The following is a 25,693-nucleotide window of genomic DNA, read 5'->3' as shown; positions in this document are numbered from 1 at the left end:
GGCCGGGCTCCTCACTTGTTCGGCAGATGGGCGGCGAGCGCCTCGAGAACGGCCATGCGCACGGCAACGCCCATCTCGACCTGCTCGCGGATCAGGCTCTGCGGCCCGTCGGCGACTTCCGGGTCGATCTCCACGCCCCGGTTCATCGGGCCGGGATGCATCACCAGCGCGCCCTCTGCCGCCTCCGCCAGCTTGTCGCGGTCGAGGCCGTAATAGCGGAAATACTCGCGCACGGAGGGGATGAAGGCGCCCTGCATGCGCTCGCGCTGCAGGCGCAGCATCATCACGATGTCGGCGCCGGCCAGTCCCTTTCGCATGTCCTGGAACACTTCGACGCCCATCTGGGCGATGCCGTTCGGCAGCAGCGTCGAGGGGGCGACGACGCGCACCCGCGCACCGAGCGCGTTCAGCAGGATGATGTTGGAGCGGGCGACCCGCGAATGCAGGATGTCGCCGCAGATCGCCACGGTCAGTCCGGCGATGCTGCCCTTGTGGCGGCGGATGGTCAGCGCGTCGAGCAGCGCCTGCGTCGGGTGCTCGTGGGCGCCGTCGCCGGCATTGACCACCGAGCAGCCGACCTTCTGCGCCAGCAGGTGCACCGCGCCGGCGGCGTGGTGGCGCACGACGATGATGTCGGGATGCATGGCGTTCAGCGTCGCCGCCGTGTCGACCAGCGTCTCGCCCTTCTTCACCGAGGACGAGGCGACCGACATGTTCATGACGTCGGCGCCGAGCCGTTTGCCGGCGATCTCGAACGAGGACTGGGTCCGCGTCGAGGCCTCGAAGAACAGGTTGATCTGGGTCCGGCCGCGCAGCACGGCCTTTTTCTTCTCGACCTGCCGGCTGATCTCGACGGCGGCTTCCGCCTGGTCGAGAAGCGCGACGATCTCGTTGGGCTGCAGGCCCTCGATGCCGAGGAGGTGACGGTGCGGATAAAGCTCCGCGAGGGGGGGATGATGAGCGCTCATTAAAGCCAACCCTATAGGCGCTTCCTTGGCCCGGCTCAAGCGCGGCGAGGCGTTCTCCACCGGCAGGGGCCATTGAGCCGAAACGCGCTCCCGCGTGACAGATCGAAACGCGCTCCCGCGAGCCAGAGGGTGCGGGGGCTAATGAGCGAGGAGCAGGGCCAGCGGCATGGTAATGGCCGCCAGCACCGTCTGCATGGTCAGGATCTCGGCCATCAGCGGCGCATCACCCCCCATCTGGCGGGCAAGCAGGTAGGAGTTGCCGGCCGACGGCACGGACATGGCGATGATCACCGCCGAAAGCGCCGGTCCGTCCAGCCCGAGCAGCAGCGCGAAGACGAAGCCGAAGACCGGCATCACCGCGAGCTTCAGCACGGTCGCGGTGGCGAGCGCCGGGCCGGGGCGGCGCAGGGCGGCAAGGTTCAGCCCGGCGCCGACGCAGACGATGCCGATGGGCAGCGCCGCATTGCCGAGGATCTGCAGTGTCGAATCGGCAAAGCGCGGCAGCGGCACGCCGATGACGTTGAGCACCAGCCCGAGGGCGGTCGACCAGATCAGCGGGTTTTTCGCCAGATCCAGCGCGATGCGGCCGGCGCCCGGCGGCGAGCCGCTGGCGAAGCGTGCCAGCACCAGCACGTTGATGATGTTGAGCAGCGGGATCATCGCCACCACCGCCACCGCCAGCAGGGCGACGCCCTCGCGGCCCAGCAGCTCGTCGGCGATGGCCAGCGCGACGAAGGTGTTCCAGCGCGTCGCGCCCTGGAAGATCGAGCTGAAGCGCGGCCCGTCGACGCCGAATCGCGACTTCAGCAGCGGCTGCAGCGCCAGCGCCAGCGCCGACATGGCGAAGATCGACAGGACCAGCGCCGCGCTCATGCCCAGGGCCGGGATCGCCATGAAGTCGGTCTGCACGACCGTGCGGATGATCAGCGCGGGGAACAGCAGGAAATAGGCGATCTTCTCGATGCCGCGCCACTGCTCGCCGGTGATCAGGCCCATGCGCGCGACGATATTGCCGGCGGCGATCACCAGCAGCACCGGAATCAGCGCATTGAAGACGCCGTTCATGGCCGCCCGTCGTCGGGGTCGTCGTAGGGCCTGTCGCCTTGCTCGTCGAGGCTGCCGTAGGTCAGGCGGTCGAGCAGGCCCTGCAGGATATAGGAGGCGGCCATCTTGTCGACCAGCTCGGCCCGGCGGGCGCGGGAGCGGTCGGCGTCGATCAGCGTGCGGGTGACGGCGGCCGTCGACAGGCGCTCGTCCCAGGCGGTCATCGGCATGTCGGTCAGCGCCGCGAGATTGCGGGCGAAGGCGCGGGTCGCCTGCACGCGCGGGCCTTCCGTGCCGTCCATGTTCAGCGGCAGGCCGAGCACCAGCCCGCGGACCTCGTGCTTGGCGCAGATGGCCAGCAGGGCGGCGGCATCGACGCCGAATTTCTTGCGGCGGATCGTCTCCAACGGCGAGGCGATGCCGCGGCCGAGATCGGACAGGGCAAGCCCGATGGTCTTGGTGCCCAGATCGAGACCGATCAGGCGTCCGATGCGGGGGAGGCGCGCTGCAAAGTCTTCCAGCGCAAGGAGAGGGTCTGTCGCCATTCAGCGGCTTTAGCACGGCGCGCAAGGGGCGAACAGCTCCGGGATTGCCGTTTGGCGACAAGCGGCTAGATTCCGGCCGGACAGTTCACCCACCGTTTCCGCTTCAAGGGAGGCAGCCATCATGAAGCTCACCTATCTCGGCCATGCCGCGTTCCGCGTCGAAATTCCCGGCGCCATCCTCCTCATCGACCCGTTCCTCAGCGGCAATCCGTCCTTCCCCTCGAACATGAGCGTCGAGAAGGCCAGCGAGGGCGTCACCCACATCCTGCTCACCCACGGCCATGACGACCACACCGGCGACACTATCGCCATCGCCAAGGCGACCGGCGCGCAGGTCACGGCGAATTTCGAGGTCTCCATGTGGGTCCAGTCGCAGGGCCACGAGAACATCAACCCGATGGGCTGCGGCGGCACGGTCGATGTCGGCCCCTTCGCGGTCTCGCTCACCCAGGCGCACCACACCTCGTCCTCGCTCGCCGGCGGCTGGCCGCCGGTCTATATGGGCCAGCCGAACGGCCTGATCGTGCGGGCCAAGGACCAGCCGACCCTCTACCACATGGGCGACACCGACATTTTCGGCGACATGGCGCTGGTCAACGAGCTCTACGCGCCGAAGGTCGGCATCGTGCCCATCGGCGACCGCTTCACCATGGGCGCGCGCACGGCCGCGCTCGCCTGCCGCCGCTTCTTCGACTTCGACACGGTCATCCCCTGCCACTACGGCACGTTCCCGATTCTCGACCAGTCGGCGGATGCCTTCGTGCGGGAAATGGGCGACCAGGGCTCGCGCGTGAAGGTCACCGCGCCCGGCACCTCGCTGGAGGTCTGAGGCGGGGGCTTCCGCCTCAGACCTGCCGAGGTTGCCAATGGCTCCCGGCTCTTCAGCCTCGCCTGCGGCGGGGATGACCTCCGAGAGAGGGCGCCGGCCCTGGCTTCCCCTCTGCCGTCACCCCGGCCAAGCGAAGCGCGAGCCGGGGGCCATTGGTTGCCAGAGCGGTAGTGGGGACACTCCCGCGCTAACCTCATACACAGAGTGTCATCCCGGTTTCGGCGCAGCCGAAGACCGGGATCCAGTAACCCCGGATCGTGCGACCGGAGCCGTGACGTTGCCTCTGGCGCACTGCGCCGAGAGGGGGCTGCTTTGGCAAACCTGCCCGCCCCGGCGGATACTGGATGCCTGCCTTCGCAGGCATGACAGCCGAGAGGGCGCGCGCCTTCCCGGGTCTTGGCTTCCGCTGGCCCGGAATGACGTTTGGCGGGGAGCCAAAAACACCTGCCGGGGTTGCCAATGGCTCCCGGCTCTCCGGCTGCGCCTGCGGCCGGGATGACCTCGGAGGGGAGGCGCCGGCCCTGGCTTCCCCTCTGCCGTCACCCCGGCCAAGCGCAGCGCGCGCCGGGGCCTATTGGTTGCCAGAGCGAGGGCGAGGGGGCGCCTGCGTGGGCGCATCCTCTTTTTGCACGTCCTCCCACGCGCAAGCCCCTCCTTCGTCCTCCCGGACGGCGCGCAAGCGCCGAGCCGGGACCGGAGAGTCGAGGGCCTGTCGGTCAGCTCTCCGTCCTAATTCGCGCGGGTTTTCTGGATTTCGCAGTCGGACGGCCGGGACGGTCCCCAGAACCCGTAGTCGAGCCCGCACGACATGACGATGTCTGGGCGGTTCTCGATTTCCAGCTTCATGAAGATGTCGTGGTGAACGAGCTTGCAGGTTCCGGATGCGGTCCTGTCGGCGCGATCCGGCATCGCGTTGACCATCTCGCCGCAGCGGGCCTCGGCAATCTCCACGCTGGCCCGGTAGAGCTTCTTCTGAAAAACGTGGAACCCTGAAATCAGGCCCAGGGCCAGCAGGGCTATGACGATGTTCTTGAGCAACGGCCTCTCCGTGCCTGAAAAATACTGGCGGCTCGCAATATGCTCGCGATGATGTCGATCATCATTGTGATCGCAGTACGGCAGGGGCGCTCCCGGCGGGCACCGCAAACGCCGTGCCTCTCCGGTTCCGGCTCGCGATGCTCGCCCGGAATGACGCGTGGGGAGGCCGAAGTCAAAAACACCTGCCGGGGTTGCCAATGGTTCCCGGCTCTTCGGCTGCGCCTGCGGCCGGGATGACCTCGGAGGGGAGGCGCGGCCTTGGCTTCCCCTCTGCCGTCACCCCGGCCAAGCGCAGCGCGCGCCGGGGCCATTGGTTGCCAGAGCGGCAGTGGGGACACTCCCGCGCTAACCTCATACACAGAGTGTCATCCCGGTTTCGGCGCAGCCGAAGACCGGGATCCAGTAACCCCGGATCGTGCGGCCGGAGCTTCGACGTTGCCTCGCGCGACCCTTGCCGAGGCTGTGGGGTGCTTTCGCGCGACCATCCGCCCCGGCGGATACTGGATGCCTGCCTTCGCAGGCATGACAGCCGAGAGGGGGCAACGCCGGTTCCGGGTCGCGCTTCGCTTGGCTGGAATGACGCGTGGGGAGGTTGGAGCCAAAAACACCTGCCGGGGTTGCCAATGGTTCCCGGCTCTTCGGCTGCGCCTGCGGCCGGGATGACCTCCGAGGGGAGGCGCCGGCCCTGGCTTCCCCTCTGCCGTCACCCCGGCCAAGCGCAGCGCGCGCCGGGGCCTATTGGCTGCCAGAGCGGTAGTGGGGACACTCCCGCGCTAACGTCACACACAGAGTGTCATCCCGGTTTCGGCGCAGCCGAAGACCGGGATCCAGTAACCCCGGATCGTGCGACCGGAGCCGTGACGTTGCCTCTGGCGAACTGCGCCGAGAGGGGGCTGCTTTGGCAAACCTGCCCGCCCCGGCGGATACTGGATGCCTGCCTTCGCAGGCATGACAGCCGAGAGGGCGCGCGCCTTCCCGGGTCTTGGCTTCCGCTGGCCCGGAATGACGCCTGGGGAGGTTGGAGCAAAAAACACCTGCCGGGGTTGCCAATGGTTCCCGGCTCTCCGGCTGCGCCTGCGGCCGGAATGACCTCGGAGGAGAGGCGCCGGCCCTGGCTTCCCCTCTGCCGTCACCCCGGCCGCGCGCAAGCGCGCGCCGGGGGCCATTGGTTGCCAGAGCGGTAGTGGGGCTCTCTGTCTCACCACATCCTGAAGAGGCATTCTGACGACTGGACAGACGAAGAATGTTCTCGTAATGTTCTCGTCGATCCAGAACAGGTGCCGCCATGACGATTGCCCTTCAGCTCCGCTCCCGCCTTCGCGTTTCGCCGTTTCGCAGCCGGCTCGACGACTATCTGGTGTCGCTGGCGCGCGGCGATCTCCTGGGCGCGGCGCGGGCGCATTTCGCCCCCGATATTCGCCTCTTCGACAACGGCGCGGTGGCGGCCGAGGGGCTGGAACCGGTCCTGCGCAAGTTGCACCCCGTTGCCCGCCGCTTCACCATGCTGCGCGGCACCATCGACGGGCTGGTCTGCGACCGGGCGGGCGAGACGGCGCATTTCTCCTGCCGCTTCGACGGGGTCGAGGTGGATGGCCGCGTCTTCCGCGAGACGGTGTCCGTCCGCCAGCGCTGGCATCTCGGCCGCATCATCGAGGAGGAGCAGTGGCGCGGGCCGGCTGCCTTCGCCCATGCCCCCGCTCATGTGCCTGTCCATCTTCCGGCCGGCCTGCCGGCCTCGCCGAGCTTCGCCGCCTCCCGCTGCGCGCCCGCGTCTTCCGCCTGCGGGCAGGGGGCTGCCGCCTGATCGGCTGCGGCGGCGCTTTGCGTGCTTTGCGCGCCGGCTGCGGCTTGCGGGGCGAAGGATGCGGATGATATAGCCCGGTCGAGCGGGTGCGGCCCGCCGGCCGTTCGGGCCGGCCGGGCTCGGCGGCATTGCGGCGGGCTTTCCTCAAGGAGAGCCTCGCGTTCGCGAGGCCCGCACCCTTGATGGTCCGATCTTGCTGGAGAATTCGCATGTCCGTCGATGTCGATACGGTGAAGCGCGTCGCGCATCTGGCGCGGGTCAAGGTCACGGACGAAGAGGCCGGCCGGATGACCGGCGAGCTCAACACGATCCTGGCCTTCGTCGAACAGCTCGACGAGGTGAACGTGGACGGCGTCGAGCCGATGACCTCCGTCGTCCATCAGGAGATGAAGAAGCGCGCCGATGTCGTCACCGATGGCGGCTATCCGGAGAAGGTGGTTGCCAACGCCCCGGCCTCCGACGACAATTTCTTCATGGTCCCCAAGGTGGTGGAATAGGCATGTCCGTCCGGGTGGGCGTCGAAAGCCCGCCCGGCCACGACATGCGGGCGCTGCCCCGTCGCACTTGACGCGGGCCGCGCGGAGCGCGAGACAGGCTCCCAAGAGACGGCGCCACGCGCCGTGCCTACCAGACCACCAGCGAGATCCAGTCCGAGCGAGACCCCGATGACCGAGCTGACCAAACTGACCCTGACGGAGGCCCGCGCGCAGCTCGCCGCCCGCGAGATCACCGCGAGCGAGCTGACGCAGGCCTATCTTGCGGCCATCGAGGCGGCCAATCCGGCGATCAACGCCTATGTCGCGGTCACCGCCGACCGGGCGCTGGAGATGGCCAGGCGCTCCGACGAGCGGCTGGCGCGCGGCGAGGGCGGGGCGCTGGAAGGCATTCCGCTCGGCATCAAGGATCTGTTCGCCACCGAGGGCGTCCACACCCAGGCCTGCAGCCACATCCTCGACGGGTTCAAGCCGCCGTACGAATCGACCGTGACGTCGAACCTTTGGGCCGACGGCGCGGTGATGCTGGGCAAGCTCAACATGGACGAGTTCGCCATGGGCTCGTCCAACGAGACCTCCTATTACGGCAATGTCGTCAATCCCTGGCGCCGCGAGGGTTCCACCGAGGCGCTGGTTCCCGGCGGCTCGTCGGGCGGTTCGGCCGCCGCGGTCGCGGCCTTCATGTGCGCCGGCGCCACGGCGACGGACACCGGCGGCTCGATCCGCCAGCCGGCCGCGCTCACCGGCACGGTCGGCATGAAGCCGACCTATGGCCGCTGCTCGCGCTGGGGCGTCGTCGCCTTCGCCTCTTCGCTCGACCAGGCCGGCCCGATCACCCGCACCCTGCGCGACAACGCCATCATGATGCGCTCCATGGCCTCGGTCGACGCCAGGGACACGACCTCGGTCGACCTGCCGGTGCCGGACTACGAGGCGGCCATCGGCCGGTCGGTCAAGGGCTTGAAGATCGGCATTCCGGCCGAGTACCGCATCGACGGCCTGCCGGCGGAGATCGCCGCGCTCTGGCAGCAGGGCATCGACTGGCTGAAGGCGGCGGGCGCGGAGATCGTCGAGATCAGCCTGCCGCACACCAAGTACGCGCTGCCGGCCTATTACATCGTCGCCCCGGCCGAGGCCTCGTCGAACCTCGCCCGCTACGACGGCGTGCGCTACGGCTTGCGCGTTCCGGGCGAGGATATCGCCGACATGTACGAGAACACCCGGGCCGCCGGCTTCGGCTCCGAGGTGAAGCGCCGCGTCCTGATCGGCACCTACGTCCTGTCGGCCGGCTATTACGACGCCTACTACCTGCGGGCCCAGAAGGTCCGCACTTTGATCAAGCGTGATTTTGACGAGGCCTTCGATGCGGGCGTCGACGCGATCCTGACGCCGGCAACGCCCGACGCGGCCTTCGCGCCGGGCGCCTTCAGCGGCGACCCGGTGCAGATGTACCTCAACGACGTCTTCACCGTGACCGTGAACATGGCCGGCCTGCCGGGCCTGGCCGTCCCCGCCGGGCTGAACAGCGCCGGCCTGCCGCTCGGCCTGCAGCTGATCGGCCGGCCCTTCGGCGAGGAGACGCTCTACACCATCGGCAACGTCATCGAGGAGGCTGCCGGCCGCTTCGAGCCGGGCAAGTGGTGGTAAGGCCGTTTCGAGAGGCTTTGCGCAAAATTTCGCGATTTTGACGCGCGATTTCGCAAAATCCGTCTCAATTTTTTCAGGCAAGGCGCCCGGCGGTAACCCGTTGCGGCGCCTTGCTTTTTTGCGCTCAGCCCCTGCAGTTTCGCGAAAATCGCGTCACAGCTTGTAGGCGGTGCGGAACCCGCCCCAGTGGCGGCCGGAAACGGTGATAGGCGCGTCGATCTCGCGCATCCAGATGATCGTGCCGTTGCCCATGTCGCGGGGATAGGTCTGCACCAGGAAGGGGCGCGTGTTGCGCGCAGCGCTCAGTCCTGCACGGTCGTCGAAGATCCGCCGGTTGCGGCAATTGGCGGCGTTCCACGTCGGGTCGCCGGGCCGCTGGGGCTGGGAATAAATCGCATTGTGCACCGGCAGATAGGCGTTGCGGTCGACGGCGACGCAGAAGACGAGGCCGGTTCCCCTGGCGCCCGACAGGATATCCTCCTGGATCGGCGGCAGGATGCGCTCCAGCACGGTGAGCGCGCGGTTGGAGACCTGGCGGGGATTGGTGTCGGCAATCGGCCGGTAATCCGTGTCGAACAGCGCCTCCAGCGACAGGTTGCCTGAGGATACGGCCGCCTCCATCGCCTCGGTGACGCGGCGCGCGCCGTCCTGGGCACGCTCGATGGAGGGGGCGAGTTCTCCCCGCACCCGCGCCAGCAATTCGCCGAGACGTGTGGCGAAATTCTCGTCCGGCCTGTCGAACGCGCAGTGCATGCCAAGGTCCGAAACGGCGACCACCTGCAGGTCGGTGCGGCCAAGGCCGGTGAGCTCGGCGCTGGCCGGCCCGGTCTGCGCGCGCGCCTCGCCCTCCTGGGGCACAAGCAGCGCCCCGCCCGTGGACAGGTCGAGCGTCTTGATGCGGATGGTGCGGCCGGCCTGGGCAAGGGTGCCGGTCAGTTCCGCCGGCAGCCGGTCGTCGCGGCGCCGGTCGCCGATCGCGGTCTGGCGGATCATCATCGTGAACCGGCTGCTCAGACTATTCCCCATCGCCAGCATGGTACGGGAAGCTTCGCCGGCGGCCTCGCCGGCGCGCTCGGCGCTGTCCGTGGCCTCGGCGATGGTCGACACCTTTTCGGTGACGGCCCGCACGAAATCGGCGGTTTCCTGCGCCGTTTCGCCGACGGAGCGCGAGGTTTCCATCTGCTGGCCGACGGCTTCGGCGACGGCGGAAAAGCTCGGCAGGATCTCGCCGATCACGCCGATGATGCGGTCGACGGCGCGGATACTCCCCTCGGCCGAGGTCTGCAGGCGGGCGATATTGGCGACGATCTCGTCGGTGGCGTTCTGGGTTTCGACCGACAGCGCCTTCACCTCGTTGGCGACGACCGCAAATCCCCGCCCGGCCTCGCCGGCACGGGCGGCCTCGATGGTGGCATTGAGGGCGAGCAAGTTGGTCTGCTTGGCGACGTCGGAGATCAGGCGGACGACATTGGCGATGTCGTCGATGGCGCTCTTCAGCTCCTGGATTCCGGTGTTGGCGGTGTCGGCGACTTCGCGTGCCTCCTCGGCCAAACGCGAGGAATTGCGCACCTGCGCGTCGATTTCGTTGCTCGCCGACACCAGCTGCTCGACCGAGGCGGACAGCTGCTGGGCAGTCTCGTCGGCATGGCGCGTCTCGCTGTGCAGCGCCTGGGAGTGGCCGCGGATATCCGAAAGCAGCAGCAATTGCTCGCCGACGCGGGCGCGCAACTCTTCCGCGCCCGTGCCGATGCCGTTTGCGGCGGTGCGCAGGTCCGACTCGATCAGATCGAGGGTCAGCGCCGTCTGCTGGTCGCGGGCGAGCGAGAGCGCCTCGCCGGAAGACTTGTCCTCACTGGCCGGTGTGCGGGACGCATCGTGTCCTGGACCTGCGTCAGTCTGCAAAATATCGGATATTTCAATGGTTTTCCGGCGCGACGCCGCAAACAGTCGCATGACAATCTCTCCGATACGGTCCCACCCTCGATGCGTTATCCGCAGAATTCTTGTCCGGAGCCTGTCACGATTGCTTGAACCGTTGGTTAACGCTGCGGGAGGTGGTGCGAAGGGGCGATTGCCCGCGAAACGTGTTGCCGCCGCCCGCCGGGCATGCGCCCTCCGGTGCCGCTGGTTCTTTGCCTTGCGCGGATCCCATGCTAAACCCGCCCCACACCAGCGGACGGGCGCACCGTGAACAAGTGCGTGCCGGATGCGACAGCCGCATCTGCGGCGCGAGGGCGACGAACGGGACGCAATGAGCGAAGAGCTGAAGCGAAAGGCCGCCGAGGCGGCGCTGGAAGAAGTGACGTCGGGCATGCGGCTCGGCATCGGCACCGGGTCGACGGCGGAGCAGTTTGTCCGCGCGCTGGCGGAGAAGGTCCGCGAGGGATTCTCGGTGATCGGCGTGCCGACGTCGGAGCGCACCGCGGCGCTGTGCACCGAGCTCGGCGTGCCCTTGACCACGCTGGACGACTGTCCCGAACTCGATCTCACCATCGACGGGGCGGACGAGCTGGACCTGCAGCTGCGCTTGATCAAGGGCGGCGGCGGTGCCTTGCTGCGCGAGAAGATCGTCGCAACCTCCTCGCTGCGCATGATCGTCATCGCCGATGCCAGCAAGAAGGTGGCGCGGCTCGGCGCCTTCCCGCTGCCGGTCGAGGTGGTGCCCTTCGGCCTCGGCGCGACGCGCAATGCGATCGCCCGTGCGCTCTCGGGTCTTGGCTACGATGCGCCGATCCTGCTGCGCGGCGGCGATACGCCCTTTGTCACCGACGGCGGCCACCATATTCTCGACATCGATTTGCGCGAGATCACCGACGCGGACGCCCTGTCGCGGGCGCTGCTCGATATCCCGGGGGTGGTGGACCACGGACTCTTTCTCGGCATCGCAGATGTCGCCTATCTGGCCGGGGCAAACGGCGTCGAACGCCTTGTCCCCGCAGCCGGCGAGGAAAACTGACCTTCAAGGAACAGCCCGGCCGAACCGGCCGGGAGCCCGATCACTTGCTCATGGAGTACCCGATGTTTCTTTTCAGCCGGAAGTCCGCGATGGCCGCAGCCACGGCGGCGGCGATGGTTCTCTCGCTCGCCCAGGCGGCGACCGCCCAGGAAACCTTCTCCGACGAACATATCGCCGCAGCGCGCGAGGCCGTGCAGTCGGCCCAGGCGATCCGCGCGTTCGATGACGTGCTGCCGCTGATGGCCGAGCGCACCCGCGGCCTGTTCATCCAGAACGACCCGGCCAACACGGCGATGATCGACGAGGTTGTCACCGATGTCGCGCTGAAGCTGGCCGACCGCCGTCCGGAGCTGAACCGCGTCGTCTACGAGGTCTGGGCCCGCCGCTTCACCGTCGAGGAGCTGAAGGAGCTTGCCGCCTTCTACAACACGCCGCTCGGCCAGAAATACTCACGCGTCGAGCCGGAGCTGCGCGCTCTGTCGATCGGTGCGGCCAAGCAGTGGGGCGATGCGATCTCGACCGAGATGGTGACCCTGGTGCGCGAGGAACTGACCAAGCGCCAGGAAGCCCAGCAGACCCAGCCGACGGAAGCCCCGGCCCAGTAAGAGCGGGCCGGAACAGCCCGGCCGGACACCTTCCGGCCGCGGCCATGCCGCCCGGACCCGGGCGCGGGGCATCACGGACGACGGGTCCGGCCGTCCGGCCGGGGCCCTTCAAAACGTTAAGGGCAAGGCATGAGCGATTTCGACTTCGACCTGTTCGTCATCGGCGGCGGCTCGGGCGGCGTGCGCGCGGCCCGCATCGCCGCCACCCACGGCGCGCGCGTGGGCATTGCCGAGGAATACCGCTACGGCGGCACCTGCGTTATCCGCGGTTGCGTGCCCAAGAAGCTGATGGTCTACGCCTCGCGCTTTTCCGAGGAATTCGAGGATGCGGCCGGCTTCGGCTGGCAGGTGGGCGAGAGCCGCTTCGACTGGGAGCGGCTGATCGATGCCAAGAACCGGGAGATTGCCCGGCTCGAGGGGATATACCGCCGCAACCTGGAGCGCTCCGGCGTCGAACTGTTCGACACGCGGGCCGTGCTGGAAGATGCCCACACGGTGCATCTTCTGACCGACGGGCGCCGTATCCGCGCCGAGCGGATCCTGATCGCGGTCGGCGCGACGCCGAATGTCGACGCCACCCTGCCGGGCGGCGAGCACGTCATCACCTCCAACGAAGTCTTCCATCTGGCCGACCTGCCGAAGCGGGTGGTGGTGGCCGGCGGCGGGTATATCGCGGTCGAGTTTGCGGGGATTTTCGCCGGGCTCGGCGCGGAAACGACGCTGATCTATCGCGGCGAGGAGGTTCTTCGCGGCTTCGACGACGATCTGCGCCAGGTCCTGCACGAGGAGATGGAGAAGAAGGGCATCCGCGTCCTGTGCGGCGACGTCTTTTCCTCCATCGAGAAGACCGAGGACGGGCTCATCGGCCATACCCGCAAGGGCGAGGCCCTGCACGCGGACAAGATCATGTTCGCCATCGGCCGGCGGCCGAATACGGCCGGTCTCGGCCTTGAGACGGCGGGGGTAGAGCTGGCCTCCTCCGGCGCGATCATCGTCGACGAGGCCTCCCAGACCAACGTTCCGTCGATCTACGCCGTCGGAGATGTCACCGACCGGGTGAACCTGACGCCGGTGGCGATCCGCGAGGGCCACGCCTTCGCCGACAGCATCTACGGCGGCAAGGCGTGGACGGCCGATCACTCGATGATCCCGACCGCCGTGTTCTCCCAGCCGGAGATCGGCACCGTCGGCCTGACCCAGGCCGAGGCGCTGGAAAAGCACGGCGCCGTCGACGTCTACAAGGCGCATTTCCGCCCAATGAAGCACACGCTGTCGGGCCGCGACGAAAAGATGCTGATGAAGGTGCTGGTCGAGCCAACGAGCGACAAGGTGCTGGGAGTGCATATCCTCGGCCACGACGCGGGCGAGCTGGTGCAGGTGCTGGGCATCGCGCTGCGGATGGGCGCCACCAAGGCCGACTTCGACGCGACCATGGCAGTGCATCCGACGGCGGCCGAGGAGCTGGTGACGATGCGCGAGCCGACCGAGCGTCTGCGCGCCTGACCGGCCTGCACCGAGCTTTCGAAATGAACACGGGGAGGCAGCTGCCTCCCCGTTTTCGTTTGTGTTTTCGCGTTTCGTGCGGGCTGCGAGGCGCCGTCAGTTGGCGGCGCGGCGCCAGCCGAGCGCCAGCAAGCCGGCCCCGATCATCAAGGTGCCGCCGGTGCGGTTGATCCAGCGCCGGACGGAGGGGCGGCGGATGCGGGAGCGCACCATCGAGGCCATCAGCCCGTAGGCGGCGGCGTTGAGCGCGGCGAGGATAACGAAGGTCGCCTCCAGGATCATTGCCTGTGGCAACAGCGGGCGCGCGGGATCGATGAACATCGGCAGGAAGGCGATGAAGAAGACGATGCTCTTGGGGTTGAGCGCCGTCACCGCATAGGCGTGCAGGGCAATCCGCAGCATCGGCGCGCGCGCCGGGGCAGGACTGCCGTCTGCCATTTCCTGCGGGGCCTCGTCGGCGATCGGCGCGCGCCAGACCTTGATGCCCAGCCAGATCAGATACATGGCGCCGATCCACTTCAGCACCGTGAACAGGGTCGCGGACGTCGCGAGCAGCGCGCCGAGGCCGAGCAGCGAGGCGGTCATGGCGGTGAGATCGCCGAGCGCAACGCCGATGACGGTCGCCGAGGCGACGGCGCGGCCATGGGCGAGCGCATAGGAGACGACCAGCAGGATCGTCGGGCCGGGGATAGCCAGCATCACGAAGGACGCGGCGGAAAAGGCGAGCCAAGTTTCGAAGGACATGGAAAAACTCCGGCGGAAGGACATCAATCCGCCCAGCAATCCACACCTGACGGCATTTGGAAAGGGGGGAAAACCCCTGCAAGGTGGCTGCCGCCGCGGCACCGGGCGGTGCGGCGACGGCAGCGGGGGCTTCAGCGGTTGTCGAGTTGCGCCCGAACCCGCAGCAGCCCAAGCCGGGTGATGCGATAGGGCCCGGAATCGGCGGAGGCGATCAGCCTGCGCCGCTTCAGTTTGCGGAAGAGTTCGAGCGTCAGTCCCGTGTTGTGCCAGCCCTCGCGCGTGACGATGGCGAGCTCTTCTATGCGGCCGCGCTCGTCCTTCTCGACGAAGACGTGACCGCCTTGAGCGAGCAGGTGGAGGACCCGCTGCTCGGCCTTGGAGATGTCCATTTCGGGGATAATTCCGGAGATGCAGTTCCAGCGCGCACGTCACCGCCGCCCGCAACGCAAGCGGTCGTGCGTGGGTTCGTTGCCCGGTCTGTTCTCGATGGACCGGGCGTTACCGGGTCTCGAGCTGGCTGCGCATAAGCTCTCCGAAGTTGACGAGGACAAGATAGGCGGGGGCTGCTTGCCGCACAAGACGGCGCGGGCACAGCCCGGCGACGTCTCTCGCGAGCGTTGCACAAATGTCGCGGCGCGCACCCGTGCGATTGCGGTTCCCTTTTGCCGCCGGCGATCCTAAAACAGCGGCATGACACCGTCCGAATCCCTGACGCTGCTTTTCGGCCTTGCGGGCCTGCTCAACCCCTTCGCGCTGCTGATCGGCGCCGCGCTCGGCTGGTATGCGGATGCGCGCGCCAAGCTGGTGATCGCCGGCTTTGCGGCCGCCGCCCTGAGCGTGCTGATCGACGTTTCGCTGGCGGCGAGCGGCGTGCCGGCGCTCGGCGGCTATGAGGGCGGCCCGCTGGCCGTCATGCCGTTCCGCTTCCTCGGGGCGCTGATCGTCGCCGCGCTGGTCCACGCGATCCGCAAGCGCTCGCGCCGCAACCGCCGCTGAAGCCGCGGCCATGTCCCCCACCGTCCTGTCCTATGCCGCGCTCGCCGTCGCCATCGTGCTGGAGGTGATCGGCACGACGGCCCTGCAGCAGTCGCAGCAGTTCACCCGCGCGCTGCCCACGGCGGTGATGGCGGTCTGCTATCTCGCCGCCTTCTACTTCCTGTCTGTGGCGCTGCGCACGTTTCCGGTCGGCGTCGCCTATGCCATGTGGAGCGGGCTCGGCATCGTCCTGATCTCGGCGGTCGGCTATTTCGTCTTCCGCCAGACGCTCGACCTTGCCGCGATCATCGGCCTGGGGCTGATCATCGCCGGCGTCATCGTCGTCAACGTCTTCTCAGGCGCCGTCCGGCACTAAGGTCCTCACCTTAGGCTTTTGCCTGGCCCGTCCAGGCGGCGAAGAGATCGCCGTTGGGGCAGAAATCGGGCGCGTGCGCCGCGCCGTCTTCATGCGCCTCCAGCCAGTGGGCGCAGTCTGCGGGCCGCTCGCAGCCGAGGCAGCGGGACGCGGCCTTGCGCATGGCGGTTTCCAGCATCATGCCGCTCGGCATCGCGTCGTCCGCGCCGACCGTGCGCATCATCCGCCCCATCAGTCCGGCGCGTTCGTCGAGGCGCTTCATCAGTCCCATGGCCGTCGTCCTTGCTGTCGCAGCGCCGACATGGCGCCCATCCGTGCATCGACACTATGATGGTTGCGCGTGAAACCATTTGACGAAGATCAAACGCGACGGCGATCCGCGCAGCAGGATCGCCGTCAATCGCAAGAATCTGCTAGACTCAGCCACTGCCGGCGGTCGGCAGCACGGCGAGGTCCCGCGCATGATCACTCGTGTGAATTCCCCGTCCCAGGGCAACCAGACCGGCGTCGTCGCCGTGCGCCCGGTCAGCCGCGTGCCGATGCTCAACGTTGGCGATGCGATCGCCGTGCGCGTCGCCAAGCACCTGACGGACAATGTCATGCGCCTCGTCGGCGGCGGGGCGGGCGGCGGCGGGTTCCAGCTCGACGTCGAGGGGCAGGAGATGCTGCCGCTCGGCAGCCGCGCGACGCTGAGCGTCGAGCGCGGCCCCGACGGCCCGCGCTATCAGGTGAGCGCTGCGCCGCAAAACGCTGCGCAAGGCGGCGCGCCGCTTTCGGCAGCAGGCGAGACGGCGGCGCTGGCCCGCATTGCCTCGCTCGCCACCTCCCTTGCCGCCCGCCAGGACGGGCTGTCGCCGCTCTATGCCGGCCTTGCCGCGACGCTGGCCGCAGCCCCTGCCGGCGCGGCGGGCGCCATGCTGCCGCCGGCGGTGACGAGCGCACTGGCGGGCCTTCTCGGCTTCCGGCTGGATCCGGCGGCAAGCCGGGAAGGACGGCTGGACGGTGCCGCGCTCAGGGCGGCCCTTGAGGCATTGACCGGGCGCGGGGCGGCAGGCGGCGCGGGGACGGGCCTCGACGATGCATTGAGCGAGCTTTTGAGCGTGCTGAAAGATGCGGCCGGGGGGCGCGAGGCGCCGGCCCGGCAGGCGACCCCGCCGCCGCTGCCCGCGATCTCCCGCCACCCGCGCGGCGAAAAGCCGGCCCGCGCCAGCGGCGAGCTGATCTCCGCCCTGCTGGCGCGCGACGGCGAGGAAGCCGCCGCCATCCTTGCGGCCAAGACCGAGGCGGCGCTGGCCCGGCTGCGGCTCGCCTCGCTTGCCTCGCGCGGGCTGCTGGCGGACGGGGAGGGTGCGGGCGAGGCGGCGCTGTTCGACCGGGTGCTCGACCTGCCGCTGGTGGTCGGCGGACAGACTGCGGTGATCTCGCTGCAGATCGGCCGCGACGACACGCCCGGCCACGAGGGGGAGGGCGCGCATCCCGCCTGGCGGCTGCGCTTTGCGCTCGACACGGAGGCGACCGGCGCGGTGGAGGCGCTGGTCGGGCTCGACGGCCCCCGGCTGTTCGCCAGCCTGTGGGCCGTGCGGCCGGACATCGCCGCGGACCTGCGCGAGCGGCTGCCGCGCCTTGCCGCAACGCTTGCCGAACAGGGGCTGGAGGTGGTCGACCTCAAGGTGACCGGCGGGCTGCCGGACGATCCGCCCGCCGCCTCGGGCCAGTTCGTGGACGTGGTCTCATGAGCGAGGAGCAGGACCCGCGCCGCCGGCTTGCCGTGGCGCTTCACTACGATCATGCCGGCGCGCCGCGCGTCACCGCCAAGGGGCGCGGCGTCCTTGCCGCCCGCATCCTGGAGCTTGCGGCCGAGCACGGCGTGCCGGTGGAAGAGGACGCGGCCCTTGCCGAGGCGCTGTCGCAGATCGAGCTCGACCGGGAAATTCCGGTGGAGCTCTACGAGGCCGTCGCCGCCGTGCTGCGCTTCATCCTGATGGCTCGGGGCCGGTGAAGGGCCGGTGAGGGGCCGGGGAAGGACGGCTTGTCGCTGCAGGAAGTGACGAATTGACTTGCCAAATCCGGGCTGAAATGGGACTTCCCTCCCTTCGGCCGGTCGGCGCCGCGTCCTTGCGCGGACGGTCAGCCTTGCAGGCGGGTTGTTCCCTCATTACCTCCAGTCGGGGGGCTCGCCCCCGGATTGGATAGCCATTGCAGAACACCGACTGCCGACCTGCGGAAAAGCCGCGCTCCTGGAACGCCTCGCTGGCCAAGTATCGCAAGCCGAGCACGGCGCGCAGCGTCTTCGAGATCATAACCAGCCTTTTGCCCTTCGCGGCCCTTTGGGCGGCGGCGGCGGTGCTGGTGAATCACGGCCAGTGGTGGGGCCTCGTCCTGACCGTGCCGGCCGCCGGCCTTCTCGTGCGCCTGTTCATGCTGCAGCACGATTGCGGGCACGGCTCGCTGTTCTCGCAGCGCAGGCTCAACGACTGGACGGGCCGTGCGCTCGGCGTTTTGACCTTCACGCCCTACGACTACTGGCGGCGGACCCACGCCATCCACCACGCCTCGACCGGCAATCTCGACCAGCGCGGCATCGGCGACATCGACACGCTGACGGTCAGGGAGTACCAGGCGCTGCCCTGGAGCGGGCGGCTGCGCTACCGGCTCTACCGGCATCCGCTGGTGATGTTCGGGCTGGGGCCCGCATGGCTGTTCGTGTGCCAGTATCGCCTGCCCATCGGCATGATGCGCGGCGGCCTGGAGCCGTGGCTCTCGACGCTCGCCACCAACCTGTGCATCGCCGCCATGGCCGCGCTGCTCATCTGGGCGGCCGGGCTTGGGCCTTTCCTGATGATCCAGGGGCTGATCATCCTGATGGCGGCGACCGTCGGCGTCTGGCTGTTCTACGTCCAGCACCAGTTCGAGGAAACGCACTGGACGGGGAGCGGCGAGTGGAACTTCCAGACCGCAGCGCTGGAGGGCAGCTCGCATTACGACCTGCCGCCGATCCTGCAGTGGTTCACCGGCAATATCGGCATCCACCACGTGCATCACCTGTCCAGCAAGATCCCGTTTTATCGCCTCGGCGAGGTGATGCGCGACTTCCCCGAACTGCGCGACATGAACCGCATCACCCTGCGCCAGAGCTTCGGCTGCGTGAAGCTCGTCCTGTGGGACGAGGACACCCGCCGGCTGGTCACGTTCCGCCAGGCCCGCACGGCCAGCGTTGCGGCGTGAGGGGAGGCGGAGCGTTAGCGACCGCGAGACACGTTTTGTTCTTGCGGTGGGGGCATTCTGAAGGGCAGGCTGACGTTATCCGAAGTGCGTTATTGAATTTTACCTTTTGAAGTATACCTTGTACGGTAGGATTGTGATATGAACTCGTTTCACAAGGTCCTGCAGGCCGCATTCTATGTCTCTACCGCCGGCAAGCGGCCGGTGCGCGAATGGTTGATGGAACTGGCGCCGGAGGATCGCAAGACCATCGGCGAGGACATCGCGACGCTGGAGTTCTGCTGGCCCATCGGCAAGCCGAAATGCGCGCCGATCCATGGCGTGAAGAGCCTGTACGAGGTCCGCTCGAACATTTCTTCCGGCAGGATTGCCCGCGTGCTGTTCGTCCTTGTCGGCAACCGGATGGTGCTGTTGCACGGCTTCGTCAAGAAGACCCAGCAGACGCCGGAGAAGGAACTCAAACTGGCGATCACGCGCATGAAGGAGGTGCTACGCCATGGCTGACAATCCGCATATCGGCGAAAGCTTCGAGAGCTTCCTTCGCGACGAGGGCATCTGCGAGGAGGTCACGGCAACCGCGATCAAGCGCACGCTGGTGATGCAGATCGAGCAGGAGATGGCCGCAAACAACATCTCCAAGTCCGAGATGGCGCGGCGCATGAAGACCAGCGCCTCGCAGCTCGCCCGCCTGCTCGACCCGGACAACGACCGCATTCAGCTCGACACGCTCATCCGCGCCGCCGCAGCCGTGGGAAAGGGGATTGCGGTGGAGTTGGTGTGAGGGGGGCGGGCGCGAAGCGCTCTGGACCTGTCCAGCAAGATCCCGTTCTACCGCCTCGGCGAAGTGATGCGCGACTTCCCCGAACTGCGCGACATGAACCGCAATCACCCTGCGCCAGAGCTTCAGCAGGACTATATCAAACGATCAAAATATTATTGTATCACTCCAGTTAGCCTGAAGTAGCTATGTTAAAGTCAATATTATTTGGTCATTTTGGTTCTAGTTTGCATCTTTTCGTGCGATCCATTGAGTGTGTTCACGAGAAAACGCAAGCTCGGCTTCGTTGACGAAATCAGAGAACTGGTTTTCCGTTTTGATATCTGCGGACATGCCTTTAATAATGCCAATTTCGTGTGCCGCAAGATTGTAACTGGCAGCGAGTTCACCGTGACGCTTCATTTGGATCCATCCTAATACTGATGTCGCCAGAACAATAAGCGGATCAAATAATTTAAAAATATAATTAAAATATAATTCACCTGCATGAAGTGAAATAAAAGCAAGTATGTATACTCCTATCGTAATAACAATCCATATTTTCAGTGATTTTTTATTTGAGGCTGATTTTTTTGCGTACCATTTCCTCTGATCATCAATACGATTTTTGATATAAAAATTTATTCTGCTGTCTAGATCTAAACGGCGTACGTAAAGCATGCTTTCGGTGCATTGCTCGGATGAGTCAGCATCTAAATCTTGAGCTACAGTTTGATTCGAGGCAAGTAATTGTCGCAGCATATTCCTGAAAATAGATTTAGGCACTTCGATATTGTCAGCATCCTCGTACGGATGTGCCCTCATGCAGAAGCGCCATGTTGATGTTTTAATTGACTCGGCAAGTGCGCGGCACCGATACCAATCTTGATCTCGTTTTTTGAAAACTTTATATACAAATATTCCCGCCAAAATTAAAAGTAATGTTGAAATAATATTTTTGTTATTCGGAGATTTTTCCTGAAAAGAAATAGAGATGCTTATGAGTAGTAACAGGGCATATTCAGACCGAGCTATCCAAAGAAAACCTCTTTGGGCTCTAGCTGATGCTTCGTTTGCGCTCATGTAAAGCGCGGGATACTCAAAATTTGGCGTTATCAAGAGATCTCTCTTATGCCTTGTACGATGGAGTCAGAGTTCCAATTCACAACTTTATCTGAAGCTTGAATAACCGCCGCTGGCATGACCTTGGCTGAACGAGGCCTTACACCTAGAATTGGCTTCTGAATTTCGCGAGCAAAATCCATTTCGAACTGAATCCAATCGCTATGATTGGTCCACATCCCGCCAATTATTACAACACATTGAACGGGGCGAATCTGCCTTCGGAGCTGTTCCTTTAGTCCTGCTGCGTTTAAGCCGATGAATGCTTTGTTTTCAGGTACAGAGTAGTTTGTCCATTCGAAATATGGTCGTTTATTCAGGAGTGCCACCATCGAATTATAGCGTTCACTATAAGACCAAGAATGGCTAATGAAGAGTCGCTTTGTCATGGAATGTCACCTGATTCAGCAATATTCAATATCTGAATTCTAACAAGAGCTTCGAAGAAATCTACATATTTGTAGCTAAAGGCCCAGATAATTTTACTCCCCCCCCCGGGTCCATCAAGGCGTTCGCCTTCCGGATCTCGGTGATAGAAACTACCCCACCTCCCCCCTTGCGGGGAGGGCAAAGACCCACTACCCACACATTCGAGCGTTCTGGCGCGCGTTTCGACGCGCGCGGCACGCGTTCAGGACAAGTCCGCCCCCTGGCAAACCCTTTTTCGCGCCTGCGCGCGGGGGCTCGAGGGGCGGGCGACAGGCACGACACAACGGGCAGGACTTCCACGGCATGAGCATCGTCGACACCCGCACCCCCGATCCCAAGAAGTTCATCAAGGGCGCCACGGGCGACTGGGAAATCGTGATCGGCATGGAGGTGCATGCCCAGGTCACCTCGAATGCCAAGCTGTTTTCCGGCGCCTCGACCGAGTTCGGCAAGGACCCGAACGCCAATGTCAGCCTCGTCGATGCGGCGATGCCCGGCATGCTGCCGGTGATCAACGAGGAATGCGTCAAGCAGGCGATCCGCACGGGCCTCGGCCTCAAGGCGCAGATCAACCTCAAGTCCGTGTTCGACCGCAAGAACTACTTCTATCCGGACCTGCCGCAGGGCTACCAGATCTCCCAGTTCAAGCAGCCGATCGTCGGCGAGGGCGAGGTCCTGCTCGACATGCCCGGCGGAGAGCAGGTGACGGTGGGTGTCGAGCGGCTGCATCTGGAGCAGGACGCCGGCAAGTCGCTGCACGACCAGCACCCGACCATGTCCTTCGTCGATCTCAACCGCTCGGGCGTCGCGCTGATGGAGATCGTCTCCAAGCCGGACCTGCGCTGCGCCGACGAGGCGAAGGCCTATCTCACCAAGCTGCGCACCATCCTGCGTTACTTGGGCACCTGCGACGGCAACATGGACCAGGGCTCGATGCGCGCCGACGTCAACGTCTCGGTGCGCGCGCCGGGCGGGGCCTTCGGCACGCGCTGCGAGATCAAGAACGTCAACTCCATCCGCTTCGTCGGCCAGGCCATCGAGTATGAGGCCCGCCGCCAGATCGGCATCCTGGAGGACGGCGGCAGCATCGACCAGGAGACGCGCCTGTTCGATCCGGTCAAGGGCGAGACCCGCTCCATGCGCTCCAAGGAGGAGGCGCACGACTACCGCTACTTCCCCGATCCGGATCTGTTGCCGCTGGAATTCGACCAGGCCTATGTCGACGCGCTCGCCGTCGGCCTGCCGGAGCTGCCGGACGACAAGAAGGCGCGCTTCGTCGCCGACTACGGGCTCACCGCCTATGACGCCGACATCCTGGTGGCGGAAAAGGCCTCGGCCGACTTCTTCGAGGAGGTCGCCAAGGGGCGCGACGCCAAGCTCTCGGCCAACTGGGTGATCAACGAGCTGTTCGGCCGGATCAACAAGGAAGGGCTGGAGCTGAGCGAAAGCCCGGTTTCGGCCGGCCAGCTCGGCGGCATCGTCGATCTGGTGGTCGACGGGACGATTTCGGGCAAGATCGCCAAGGACCTGTTCGAGATCGTCTGGAGCGAGGGCGGCGAACCGGCTGAGATCGTCGAGGCGCGCGGCATGCGCCAGGTGACGGATCTCGGCGCCATCGAGGCGGAGGTCGACAAGATCATCGCCGCCAACCCGGACAAGGTCGAGCAGGCCCGCGCCAAGCCCGGCCTTCTCGGCTGGTTCGTCGGCCAGGTGATGAAGGCGACCGGCGGCAAGGCCAACCCGCAGGCGGTCAACGACCTGCTCAAGGCGAAGATCGGCATCGAGTAGGGCGGTCTTTCCGCCATCGCTCCGCACGCCCGGCCCGGACCTCTCCTTTCGTCACCCCGGACGAGCATCGCGAGATCCGGGGCCGGCGAGGCACGGTGCCTGAGGTTTCGTTCCGCAGCGCGCCTCATGCGCCCTCGGCTCTCCGATCCCGGCTCGTCGCTGGCGCGCCGTCCGGGAGGACGCGGGGAGGGGCTGCGGCCAGGACAGCCGAGAGAGTGCGTCACGGCCTCGCTTTGACTCTCCGGCGCCACCCCACCCGCAGGATGTCATCCCGGTTTCGGCGAAGCCGAAGACCGGGATCCAGTAACCCCGAGCGGTCGCGACTGAATCCTCCGCGCTGCCGCCCCAACACCGGTGGCGGCTAGCTACGCGCCGACCTCTCTCCTCGTCATCCCGCACGAAGCGCAACGCAGATGCGGGATCGGAGAGCCGAGGGCCTCACGCAGGCACTCCGGGTCGAACCCGCAACCACCGTGCCTCCCCGGTCCCGGGTCGCGGCTATCGCCTTGCCCGGGAAGACGCGGGGAGAGGCATCCCGCCTCAACCTCGCTGAGGGTGCCCAGAGTTTCCGGCACCGCGCTTCATGCGGCATGACGGCGAGAGGAGGGGCGCAAGCCGCTCCCTGTCATCATCCCGTTACGAGAACGGCTTACCCGGCTCACTTCAAGGCAACTTGAGGAGAGTCGGAGGTGGCCATGCTGTCGGGTCAGGCGTCGAACACGAAGTCGGTCAATGCCGGGCGGGGCGCGTTGCTCGGCCGCGCGGTGCATCGCAACAGGGCTCTGTCGGGCGAGGGCGCGCTGGAGCGGCTCTTCACCCTGGCCTTCCAGGGGCTGGTCTATCCGCAGATCTGGGAAGACCCCGAGATCGACATGGACGCGCTGGAGATCGGCCGCGACCACAAGGTGGTGACCATCGCCTCGGGCGGCTGTAACGTTCTCTCTTACCTCACGGCCGATCCGGCCAGCATCACCGCCGTCGACCTCAACCGCGCGCATGTGGCGCTGACCCGGCTGAAGCTCGCCGCGGTCAAGCACCTGCCGGGGCACGAGGCCTTCTACCGCTTCTTCGGCAAGGCGGACGAGAAGGGCAATGTCGAGGCCTATAACCGCTTCCTGCGCGAGCGGCTCGACCCGGAAACCCGCGAATACTGGGAAAAGCGCGGCCTGACCGGGCGCAAGCGCATCACCCTGTTCGCCCGCGACCTCTATCACCACGGGCTGCTCGGCTATTTCATCGGCGCCGGCCATTTCGTCGCTCGCGTCTATGGCATCGACCCCAAGGACATGCTGCGGGCCCGCTCGCTGGAGGAGCAGCGCACCTATTTCGACAAGGCGCTGGCGCCGCTGTTCGACAAGCGGATGGTCCGCTGGGCGACGTCGAAGCGCGTGTCGCTCTACGGGCTCGGCATTCCCCCGGCGCAGTACGAGGCGCTGGCCGGCAGCGGCTCCGGCGGCATGGCGGCGGTGCTGCGCGAGCGGCTGGAGCGGCTGGCCTGCGACTTCCCGCTGTCGGAGAACTATTTTGCCTGGCAGGCCTTCGGCCGCGGCTACGCCAATGACGAGGCCGGCCCGCTGCCGCCCTATCTGCGGCGCGACCATTTCGACGGGATTCGTGCCCGCGCCGACCGGGTGCGCGTGGTCAACCGCTCCTTCACCGACTATCTGGCGGCGCAGGAGGAGGCCAGCGTCGACCGCTACGTCCTGCTCGATGCGCAGGACTGGATGACCGACGCCGCGCTCAACGCCCTGTGGGCGGAGATCACCCGCACGGCCCGTCCGGGCGCGCGCGTCGTCTTCCGCACGGCGGCCGAGCCGAGCCTGCTGCCCGGCCGCGTCGTGCCGGAGATCCTCGCACAGTGGCGCTACGATGCGGAGCGCTCGCGCAAGCTCGGCTACATGGACCGCTCGTCGATCTATGGCGGCTTCCACCTGTATATCCGCGACGCGGCATGACCGTGCGGGGAGACGTGAGGACGTCCAACGGCGCGGAGCTGATGGACGGCATCTACCGCTGGCAGCGGCATGTCTATGATGCGACGCGCAAGTATTACCTGCTCGGCCGCGACCGGCTGATCGACGAGCTCGCCCCGCCGCCGGGCGGCACCGTGCTGGAACTCGGCTGCGGCACGGCGCGCAATCTGGTGCTGGCCGCCCGCCGACACCCGCAGGCGCGGTTCTTCGGCCTCGACATCTCGGCGCAGATGCTGGAGAGCGCCCGCGGCTCGATCCGCCGCGCGGGGCTGGAGGACCGGGTGAGCGTGGCGCAGGGCGATGCGACGGCGTTCGACACGGCGGCGCTGTTCGGCGTTGCGCGCTTCGACCGGGTGTTCTTCTCCTACAGCCTGTCGATGATCCCGCCCTGGCGCGAGGCGCTCATGGCCGGGGCCGGCGCGCTGGCCCCCGGCGGCCGGCTGCATCTGGTCGACTTCGGCATGATGGAGGCCTGGCCGGGCCTGGTGCGCGCGCCGTTCCGTGCCTGGCTGTCCGCCTTCCACGTTGCGCCGCGGGCGGAGCTGGAGGCGGTGCTTGCCACCTGTGCGCAGGCGCAGGGCGCGCGCTCGCAGTTCCGCCGGCTGCATGGCGGCTACGCGGTGATGGGGCAGATCGAGGCCTGAGGGCCGGCCGTTGCCGGCAAGGCGCGGAACGTCCGGCGCTCTGGTGCGTTTCTTGACCGGTGCAGCGGCCATGCTAGGTTGCGGTTGCGGCGCGCGGGCACGCTTTTGCGCGCAAGAAGGGGCGGACATTTCCATGCCGGACGACGGCGATAGCACGGCCGCGGACGACCGACTTCTCCGGGAGCCGCTGGCGACATGCGCCCGGCGGCTCCGCGATCCCGTTTCCCGCC

General features: G+C 66.6%; 27 protein-coding genes. 17 read left to right on the top strand and 10 right to left on the bottom strand.

Translation table 11 applies throughout. From position 1 onward, the window contains the following. Positions 1-11: 11 nt before the first annotated feature. The 3 genes from GH266_RS03505 to ruvX all read right to left on the bottom strand — a co-directional run bounded on the left by GH266_RS03505 (position 12) and on the right by ruvX (position 2,557). Positions 12-968: an aspartate carbamoyltransferase catalytic subunit gene (locus tag GH266_RS03505; protein ID WP_158192660.1), complete on the bottom strand. Its 957-nt coding sequence runs from the start codon at positions 966-968 to the stop codon at positions 12-14. Between the two features lie 138 nt (positions 969-1,106). Further along, on the bottom strand, positions 1,107-2,033 hold the full coding sequence (locus tag GH266_RS03500) for an AEC family transporter (RefSeq protein WP_158192659.1): 927 nt from the start codon (positions 2,031-2,033) through the stop codon (positions 1,107-1,109). After that, complete coding sequence (gene ruvX, locus GH266_RS03495) at positions 2,030-2,557, bottom strand: Holliday junction resolvase RuvX (protein ID WP_158192658.1); 528 nt, start codon at positions 2,555-2,557, stop codon at positions 2,030-2,032. Before ruvX ends, GH266_RS03500 begins: the two co-directional genes overlap by 4 nt. Before the next feature lie 121 nt (positions 2,558-2,678). On the opposite strand from ruvX, the gene GH266_RS03490 reads away from it, so the two are divergent. Continuing rightward, the gene (locus GH266_RS03490; RefSeq protein WP_158192657.1) at positions 2,679-3,386 is read left to right on the top strand and encodes a metal-dependent hydrolase; all 708 of its coding nucleotides are present in this window, start codon (positions 2,679-2,681) and stop codon (positions 3,384-3,386) included. 729 nt (positions 3,387-4,115) lie between these two features. Here the strand turns inward: GH266_RS03490 and GH266_RS03485 are convergent. Next, positions 4,116-4,424, bottom strand: a complete 309-nt coding sequence (locus tag GH266_RS03485) for a hypothetical protein (RefSeq protein WP_158192656.1) — start codon at positions 4,422-4,424, stop codon at positions 4,116-4,118. A 1,285-nt stretch (positions 4,425-5,709) separates the two neighbouring features. On the opposite strand from GH266_RS03485, the gene GH266_RS03480 reads away from it, so the two are divergent. The 3 genes from GH266_RS03480 to gatA all read left to right on the top strand — a co-directional run bounded on the left by GH266_RS03480 (position 5,710) and on the right by gatA (position 8,369). Beyond that, the gene (locus GH266_RS03480) at positions 5,710-6,228 is read left to right on the top strand and encodes a nuclear transport factor 2-like protein (protein WP_158192655.1); all 519 of its coding nucleotides are present in this window, start codon (positions 5,710-5,712) and stop codon (positions 6,226-6,228) included. A gap of 209 nt (positions 6,229-6,437) precedes the next feature. Continuing rightward, entirely contained in the window at positions 6,438-6,725 is a 288-nt protein-coding gene (gene gatC, locus GH266_RS03475) for an Asp-tRNA(Asn)/Glu-tRNA(Gln) amidotransferase subunit GatC (RefSeq protein WP_158192654.1), read from the top strand. Between the two features lie 168 nt (positions 6,726-6,893). Further along, positions 6,894-8,369 carry an Asp-tRNA(Asn)/Glu-tRNA(Gln) amidotransferase subunit GatA gene (gene gatA / locus GH266_RS03470; protein ID WP_158192653.1) on the top strand — a complete coding sequence of 492 codons (1,476 nt, stop codon included), beginning with the start codon at positions 6,894-6,896 and terminating at the stop codon, positions 8,367-8,369. A 153-nt stretch (positions 8,370-8,522) separates the two neighbouring features. On the opposite strand, the gene GH266_RS03465 is transcribed toward gatA, so the two are convergent. After that, positions 8,523-10,271, bottom strand: coding sequence for a methyl-accepting chemotaxis protein (locus GH266_RS03465; protein WP_244953770.1), 1,749 nt, complete (start codon positions 10,269-10,271; stop codon positions 8,523-8,525). A gap of 349 nt (positions 10,272-10,620) precedes the next feature. Between GH266_RS03465 and rpiA the strand changes: the two genes are divergently transcribed. The 3 genes from rpiA to gor all read left to right on the top strand — a co-directional run bounded on the left by rpiA (position 10,621) and on the right by gor (position 13,433). After that, complete coding sequence (rpiA, locus tag GH266_RS03460) at positions 10,621-11,325, top strand: ribose-5-phosphate isomerase RpiA (protein WP_158192651.1); 705 nt, start codon at positions 10,621-10,623, stop codon at positions 11,323-11,325. An 89-nt stretch (positions 11,326-11,414) separates the two neighbouring features. After that, positions 11,415-11,930: a DUF2059 domain-containing protein gene (locus tag GH266_RS03455; protein WP_209001534.1), complete on the top strand. Its 516-nt coding sequence runs from the start codon at positions 11,415-11,417 to the stop codon at positions 11,928-11,930. 129 nt (positions 11,931-12,059) lie between these two features. Further along, on the top strand, positions 12,060-13,433 hold the full coding sequence (gene gor / locus GH266_RS03450; protein ID WP_158192649.1) for a glutathione-disulfide reductase: 1,374 nt from the start codon (positions 12,060-12,062) through the stop codon (positions 13,431-13,433). 96 nt (positions 13,434-13,529) lie between these two features. Here gor and GH266_RS03445 read toward each other — a convergent pair whose 3' ends face one another. Then, positions 13,530-14,177, bottom strand: coding sequence for a LysE family translocator (locus GH266_RS03445; RefSeq protein ID WP_158192648.1), 648 nt, complete (start codon positions 14,175-14,177; stop codon positions 13,530-13,532). A 131-nt stretch (positions 14,178-14,308) separates the two neighbouring features. Beyond that, entirely contained in the window at positions 14,309-14,566 is a 258-nt protein-coding gene (locus GH266_RS03440; RefSeq protein WP_158192647.1) for a YjhX family toxin, read from the bottom strand. 301 nt (positions 14,567-14,867) lie between these two features. Between GH266_RS03440 and GH266_RS03435 the strand changes: the two genes are divergently transcribed. Together GH266_RS03435 and GH266_RS03430 are read left to right on the top strand one after the other, a co-directional pair. After that, the gene (locus GH266_RS03435; RefSeq protein WP_158192646.1) at positions 14,868-15,173 is read left to right on the top strand and encodes a phosphatidylglycerophosphatase; all 306 of its coding nucleotides are present in this window, start codon (positions 14,868-14,870) and stop codon (positions 15,171-15,173) included. A 10-nt stretch (positions 15,174-15,183) separates the two neighbouring features. Further along, entirely contained in the window at positions 15,184-15,528 is a 345-nt protein-coding gene (locus GH266_RS03430; RefSeq protein ID WP_158192645.1) for a DMT family transporter, read from the top strand. A 10-nt stretch (positions 15,529-15,538) separates the two neighbouring features. Here GH266_RS03430 and GH266_RS03425 read toward each other — a convergent pair whose 3' ends face one another. Beyond that, positions 15,539-15,799: a DUF6455 family protein gene (locus tag GH266_RS03425; protein ID WP_158192644.1), complete on the bottom strand. Its 261-nt coding sequence runs from the start codon at positions 15,797-15,799 to the stop codon at positions 15,539-15,541. A 190-nt stretch (positions 15,800-15,989) separates the two neighbouring features. Between GH266_RS03425 and fliK the strand changes: the two genes are divergently transcribed. From fliK to GH266_RS03400, 5 genes are all read left to right on the top strand, one after another. Further along, on the top strand, positions 15,990-17,264 hold the full coding sequence (gene fliK / locus GH266_RS03420) for a flagellar hook-length control protein FliK (RefSeq protein WP_158192643.1): 1,275 nt from the start codon (positions 15,990-15,992) through the stop codon (positions 17,262-17,264). Continuing rightward, complete coding sequence (locus GH266_RS03415) at positions 17,261-17,527, top strand: EscU/YscU/HrcU family type III secretion system export apparatus switch protein (protein WP_158192642.1); 267 nt, start codon at positions 17,261-17,263, stop codon at positions 17,525-17,527. The genes fliK and GH266_RS03415 overlap by 4 nt, the downstream gene beginning before the upstream one ends. A gap of 197 nt (positions 17,528-17,724) precedes the next feature. Next, positions 17,725-18,753: a fatty acid desaturase gene (locus GH266_RS03410; protein WP_158192641.1), complete on the top strand. Its 1,029-nt coding sequence runs from the start codon at positions 17,725-17,727 to the stop codon at positions 18,751-18,753. A gap of 138 nt (positions 18,754-18,891) precedes the next feature. Continuing rightward, on the top strand, positions 18,892-19,254 hold the full coding sequence (locus tag GH266_RS03405; RefSeq protein ID WP_158192640.1) for a type II toxin-antitoxin system RelE/ParE family toxin: 363 nt from the start codon (positions 18,892-18,894) through the stop codon (positions 19,252-19,254). Continuing rightward, positions 19,247-19,531, top strand: coding sequence for a helix-turn-helix domain-containing protein (locus tag GH266_RS03400; protein WP_158192639.1), 285 nt, complete (start codon positions 19,247-19,249; stop codon positions 19,529-19,531). Before GH266_RS03405 ends, GH266_RS03400 begins: the two co-directional genes overlap by 8 nt. Positions 19,532-19,750: 219 nt before the next feature. Here GH266_RS03400 and GH266_RS03395 read toward each other — a convergent pair whose 3' ends face one another. Together GH266_RS03395 and GH266_RS03390 are read right to left on the bottom strand one after the other, a co-directional pair. Beyond that, positions 19,751-20,626 carry a DUF4231 domain-containing protein gene (locus tag GH266_RS03395; protein WP_280524816.1) on the bottom strand — a complete coding sequence of 292 codons (876 nt, stop codon included), beginning with the start codon at positions 20,624-20,626 and terminating at the stop codon, positions 19,751-19,753. Further along, positions 20,623-21,018, bottom strand: coding sequence for a TIR domain-containing protein (locus GH266_RS03390; RefSeq protein ID WP_158192637.1), 396 nt, complete (start codon positions 21,016-21,018; stop codon positions 20,623-20,625). Before GH266_RS03390 ends, GH266_RS03395 begins: the two co-directional genes overlap by 4 nt. A gap of 343 nt (positions 21,019-21,361) precedes the next feature. On the opposite strand from GH266_RS03390, the gene gatB reads away from it, so the two are divergent. From gatB to GH266_RS03375, 3 genes are all read left to right on the top strand, one after another. Beyond that, positions 21,362-22,846 (top strand): Asp-tRNA(Asn)/Glu-tRNA(Gln) amidotransferase subunit GatB, encoded by a 1,485-nt coding sequence (gene gatB, locus GH266_RS03385; protein ID WP_158192636.1) that lies wholly within the window; start codon positions 21,362-21,364, stop codon positions 22,844-22,846. A gap of 695 nt (positions 22,847-23,541) precedes the next feature. After that, positions 23,542-24,801, top strand: coding sequence for a BtaA family protein (locus GH266_RS03380; protein WP_158196026.1), 1,260 nt, complete (start codon positions 23,542-23,544; stop codon positions 24,799-24,801). Then, the gene (locus GH266_RS03375) at positions 24,798-25,463 is read left to right on the top strand and encodes a class I SAM-dependent methyltransferase (protein WP_158192635.1); all 666 of its coding nucleotides are present in this window, start codon (positions 24,798-24,800) and stop codon (positions 25,461-25,463) included. Before GH266_RS03380 ends, GH266_RS03375 begins: the two co-directional genes overlap by 4 nt. Positions 25,464-25,693: the final 230 nt, after the last annotated feature.

Source organism: Stappia indica, from assembly GCF_009789575.1.
GTDB classification, from domain to species: domain Bacteria; phylum Pseudomonadota; class Alphaproteobacteria; order Rhizobiales; family Stappiaceae; genus Stappia; species Stappia indica_A.
Note: the sequence above shows the minus strand (reverse complement) of the source record. Positions and strands in the feature narration are given on the sequence as shown.

What these genes read in the sequence shown, in the direction of transcription:
- GH266_RS03505 (WP_158192660.1), bottom strand. Translation starts at nt 968, where the DNA reads ATGAGCGCTCATCATCCCCCCCTCGCGGAGCTTTATCCGCACCGTCAC.
- fliK (WP_158192643.1), top strand. Translation starts at nt 15,990, where the DNA reads ATGATCACTCGTGTGAATTCCCCGTCCCAGGGCAACCAGACCGGCGTC.
- gor (WP_158192649.1), top strand. Translation starts at nt 12,060, where the DNA reads ATGAGCGATTTCGACTTCGACCTGTTCGTCATCGGCGGCGGCTCGGGC.
- GH266_RS03415 (WP_158192642.1), top strand. Translation starts at nt 17,261, where the DNA reads ATGAGCGAGGAGCAGGACCCGCGCCGCCGGCTTGCCGTGGCGCTTCAC.
- GH266_RS03490 (WP_158192657.1), top strand. Translation starts at nt 2,679, where the DNA reads ATGAAGCTCACCTATCTCGGCCATGCCGCGTTCCGCGTCGAAATTCCC.
- ruvX (WP_158192658.1), bottom strand. Translation starts at nt 2,557, where the DNA reads ATGGCGACAGACCCTCTCCTTGCGCTGGAAGACTTTGCAGCGCGCCTC.
- gatB (WP_158192636.1), top strand. Translation starts at nt 21,362, where the DNA reads ATGAGCATCGTCGACACCCGCACCCCCGATCCCAAGAAGTTCATCAAG.
- gatC (WP_158192654.1), top strand. Translation starts at nt 6,438, where the DNA reads ATGTCCGTCGATGTCGATACGGTGAAGCGCGTCGCGCATCTGGCGCGG.
- GH266_RS03400 (WP_158192639.1), top strand. Translation starts at nt 19,247, where the DNA reads ATGGCTGACAATCCGCATATCGGCGAAAGCTTCGAGAGCTTCCTTCGC.
- GH266_RS03380 (WP_158196026.1), top strand. Translation starts at nt 23,542, where the DNA reads ATGCTGTCGGGTCAGGCGTCGAACACGAAGTCGGTCAATGCCGGGCGG.
- GH266_RS03435 (WP_158192646.1), top strand. Translation starts at nt 14,868, where the DNA reads ATGACACCGTCCGAATCCCTGACGCTGCTTTTCGGCCTTGCGGGCCTG.
- gatA (WP_158192653.1), top strand. Translation starts at nt 6,894, where the DNA reads ATGACCGAGCTGACCAAACTGACCCTGACGGAGGCCCGCGCGCAGCTC.
- GH266_RS03500 (WP_158192659.1), bottom strand. Translation starts at nt 2,033, where the DNA reads ATGAACGGCGTCTTCAATGCGCTGATTCCGGTGCTGCTGGTGATCGCC.
- GH266_RS03405 (WP_158192640.1), top strand. Translation starts at nt 18,892, where the DNA reads ATGAACTCGTTTCACAAGGTCCTGCAGGCCGCATTCTATGTCTCTACC.
- GH266_RS03440 (WP_158192647.1), bottom strand. Translation starts at nt 14,566, where the DNA reads ATGGACATCTCCAAGGCCGAGCAGCGGGTCCTCCACCTGCTCGCTCAA.
- GH266_RS03455 (WP_209001534.1), top strand. Translation starts at nt 11,415, where the DNA reads ATGGCCGCAGCCACGGCGGCGGCGATGGTTCTCTCGCTCGCCCAGGCG.
- GH266_RS03445 (WP_158192648.1), bottom strand. Translation starts at nt 14,177, where the DNA reads ATGTCCTTCGAAACTTGGCTCGCCTTTTCCGCCGCGTCCTTCGTGATG.
- GH266_RS03375 (WP_158192635.1), top strand. Translation starts at nt 24,798, where the DNA reads ATGACCGTGCGGGGAGACGTGAGGACGTCCAACGGCGCGGAGCTGATG.
- GH266_RS03425 (WP_158192644.1), bottom strand. Translation starts at nt 15,799, where the DNA reads ATGGGACTGATGAAGCGCCTCGACGAACGCGCCGGACTGATGGGGCGG.
- GH266_RS03390 (WP_158192637.1), bottom strand. Translation starts at nt 21,018, where the DNA reads ATGACAAAGCGACTCTTCATTAGCCATTCTTGGTCTTATAGTGAACGC.
- GH266_RS03480 (WP_158192655.1), top strand. Translation starts at nt 5,710, where the DNA reads ATGACGATTGCCCTTCAGCTCCGCTCCCGCCTTCGCGTTTCGCCGTTT.
- rpiA (WP_158192651.1), top strand. Translation starts at nt 10,621, where the DNA reads ATGAGCGAAGAGCTGAAGCGAAAGGCCGCCGAGGCGGCGCTGGAAGAA.
- GH266_RS03430 (WP_158192645.1), top strand. Translation starts at nt 15,184, where the DNA reads ATGTCCCCCACCGTCCTGTCCTATGCCGCGCTCGCCGTCGCCATCGTG.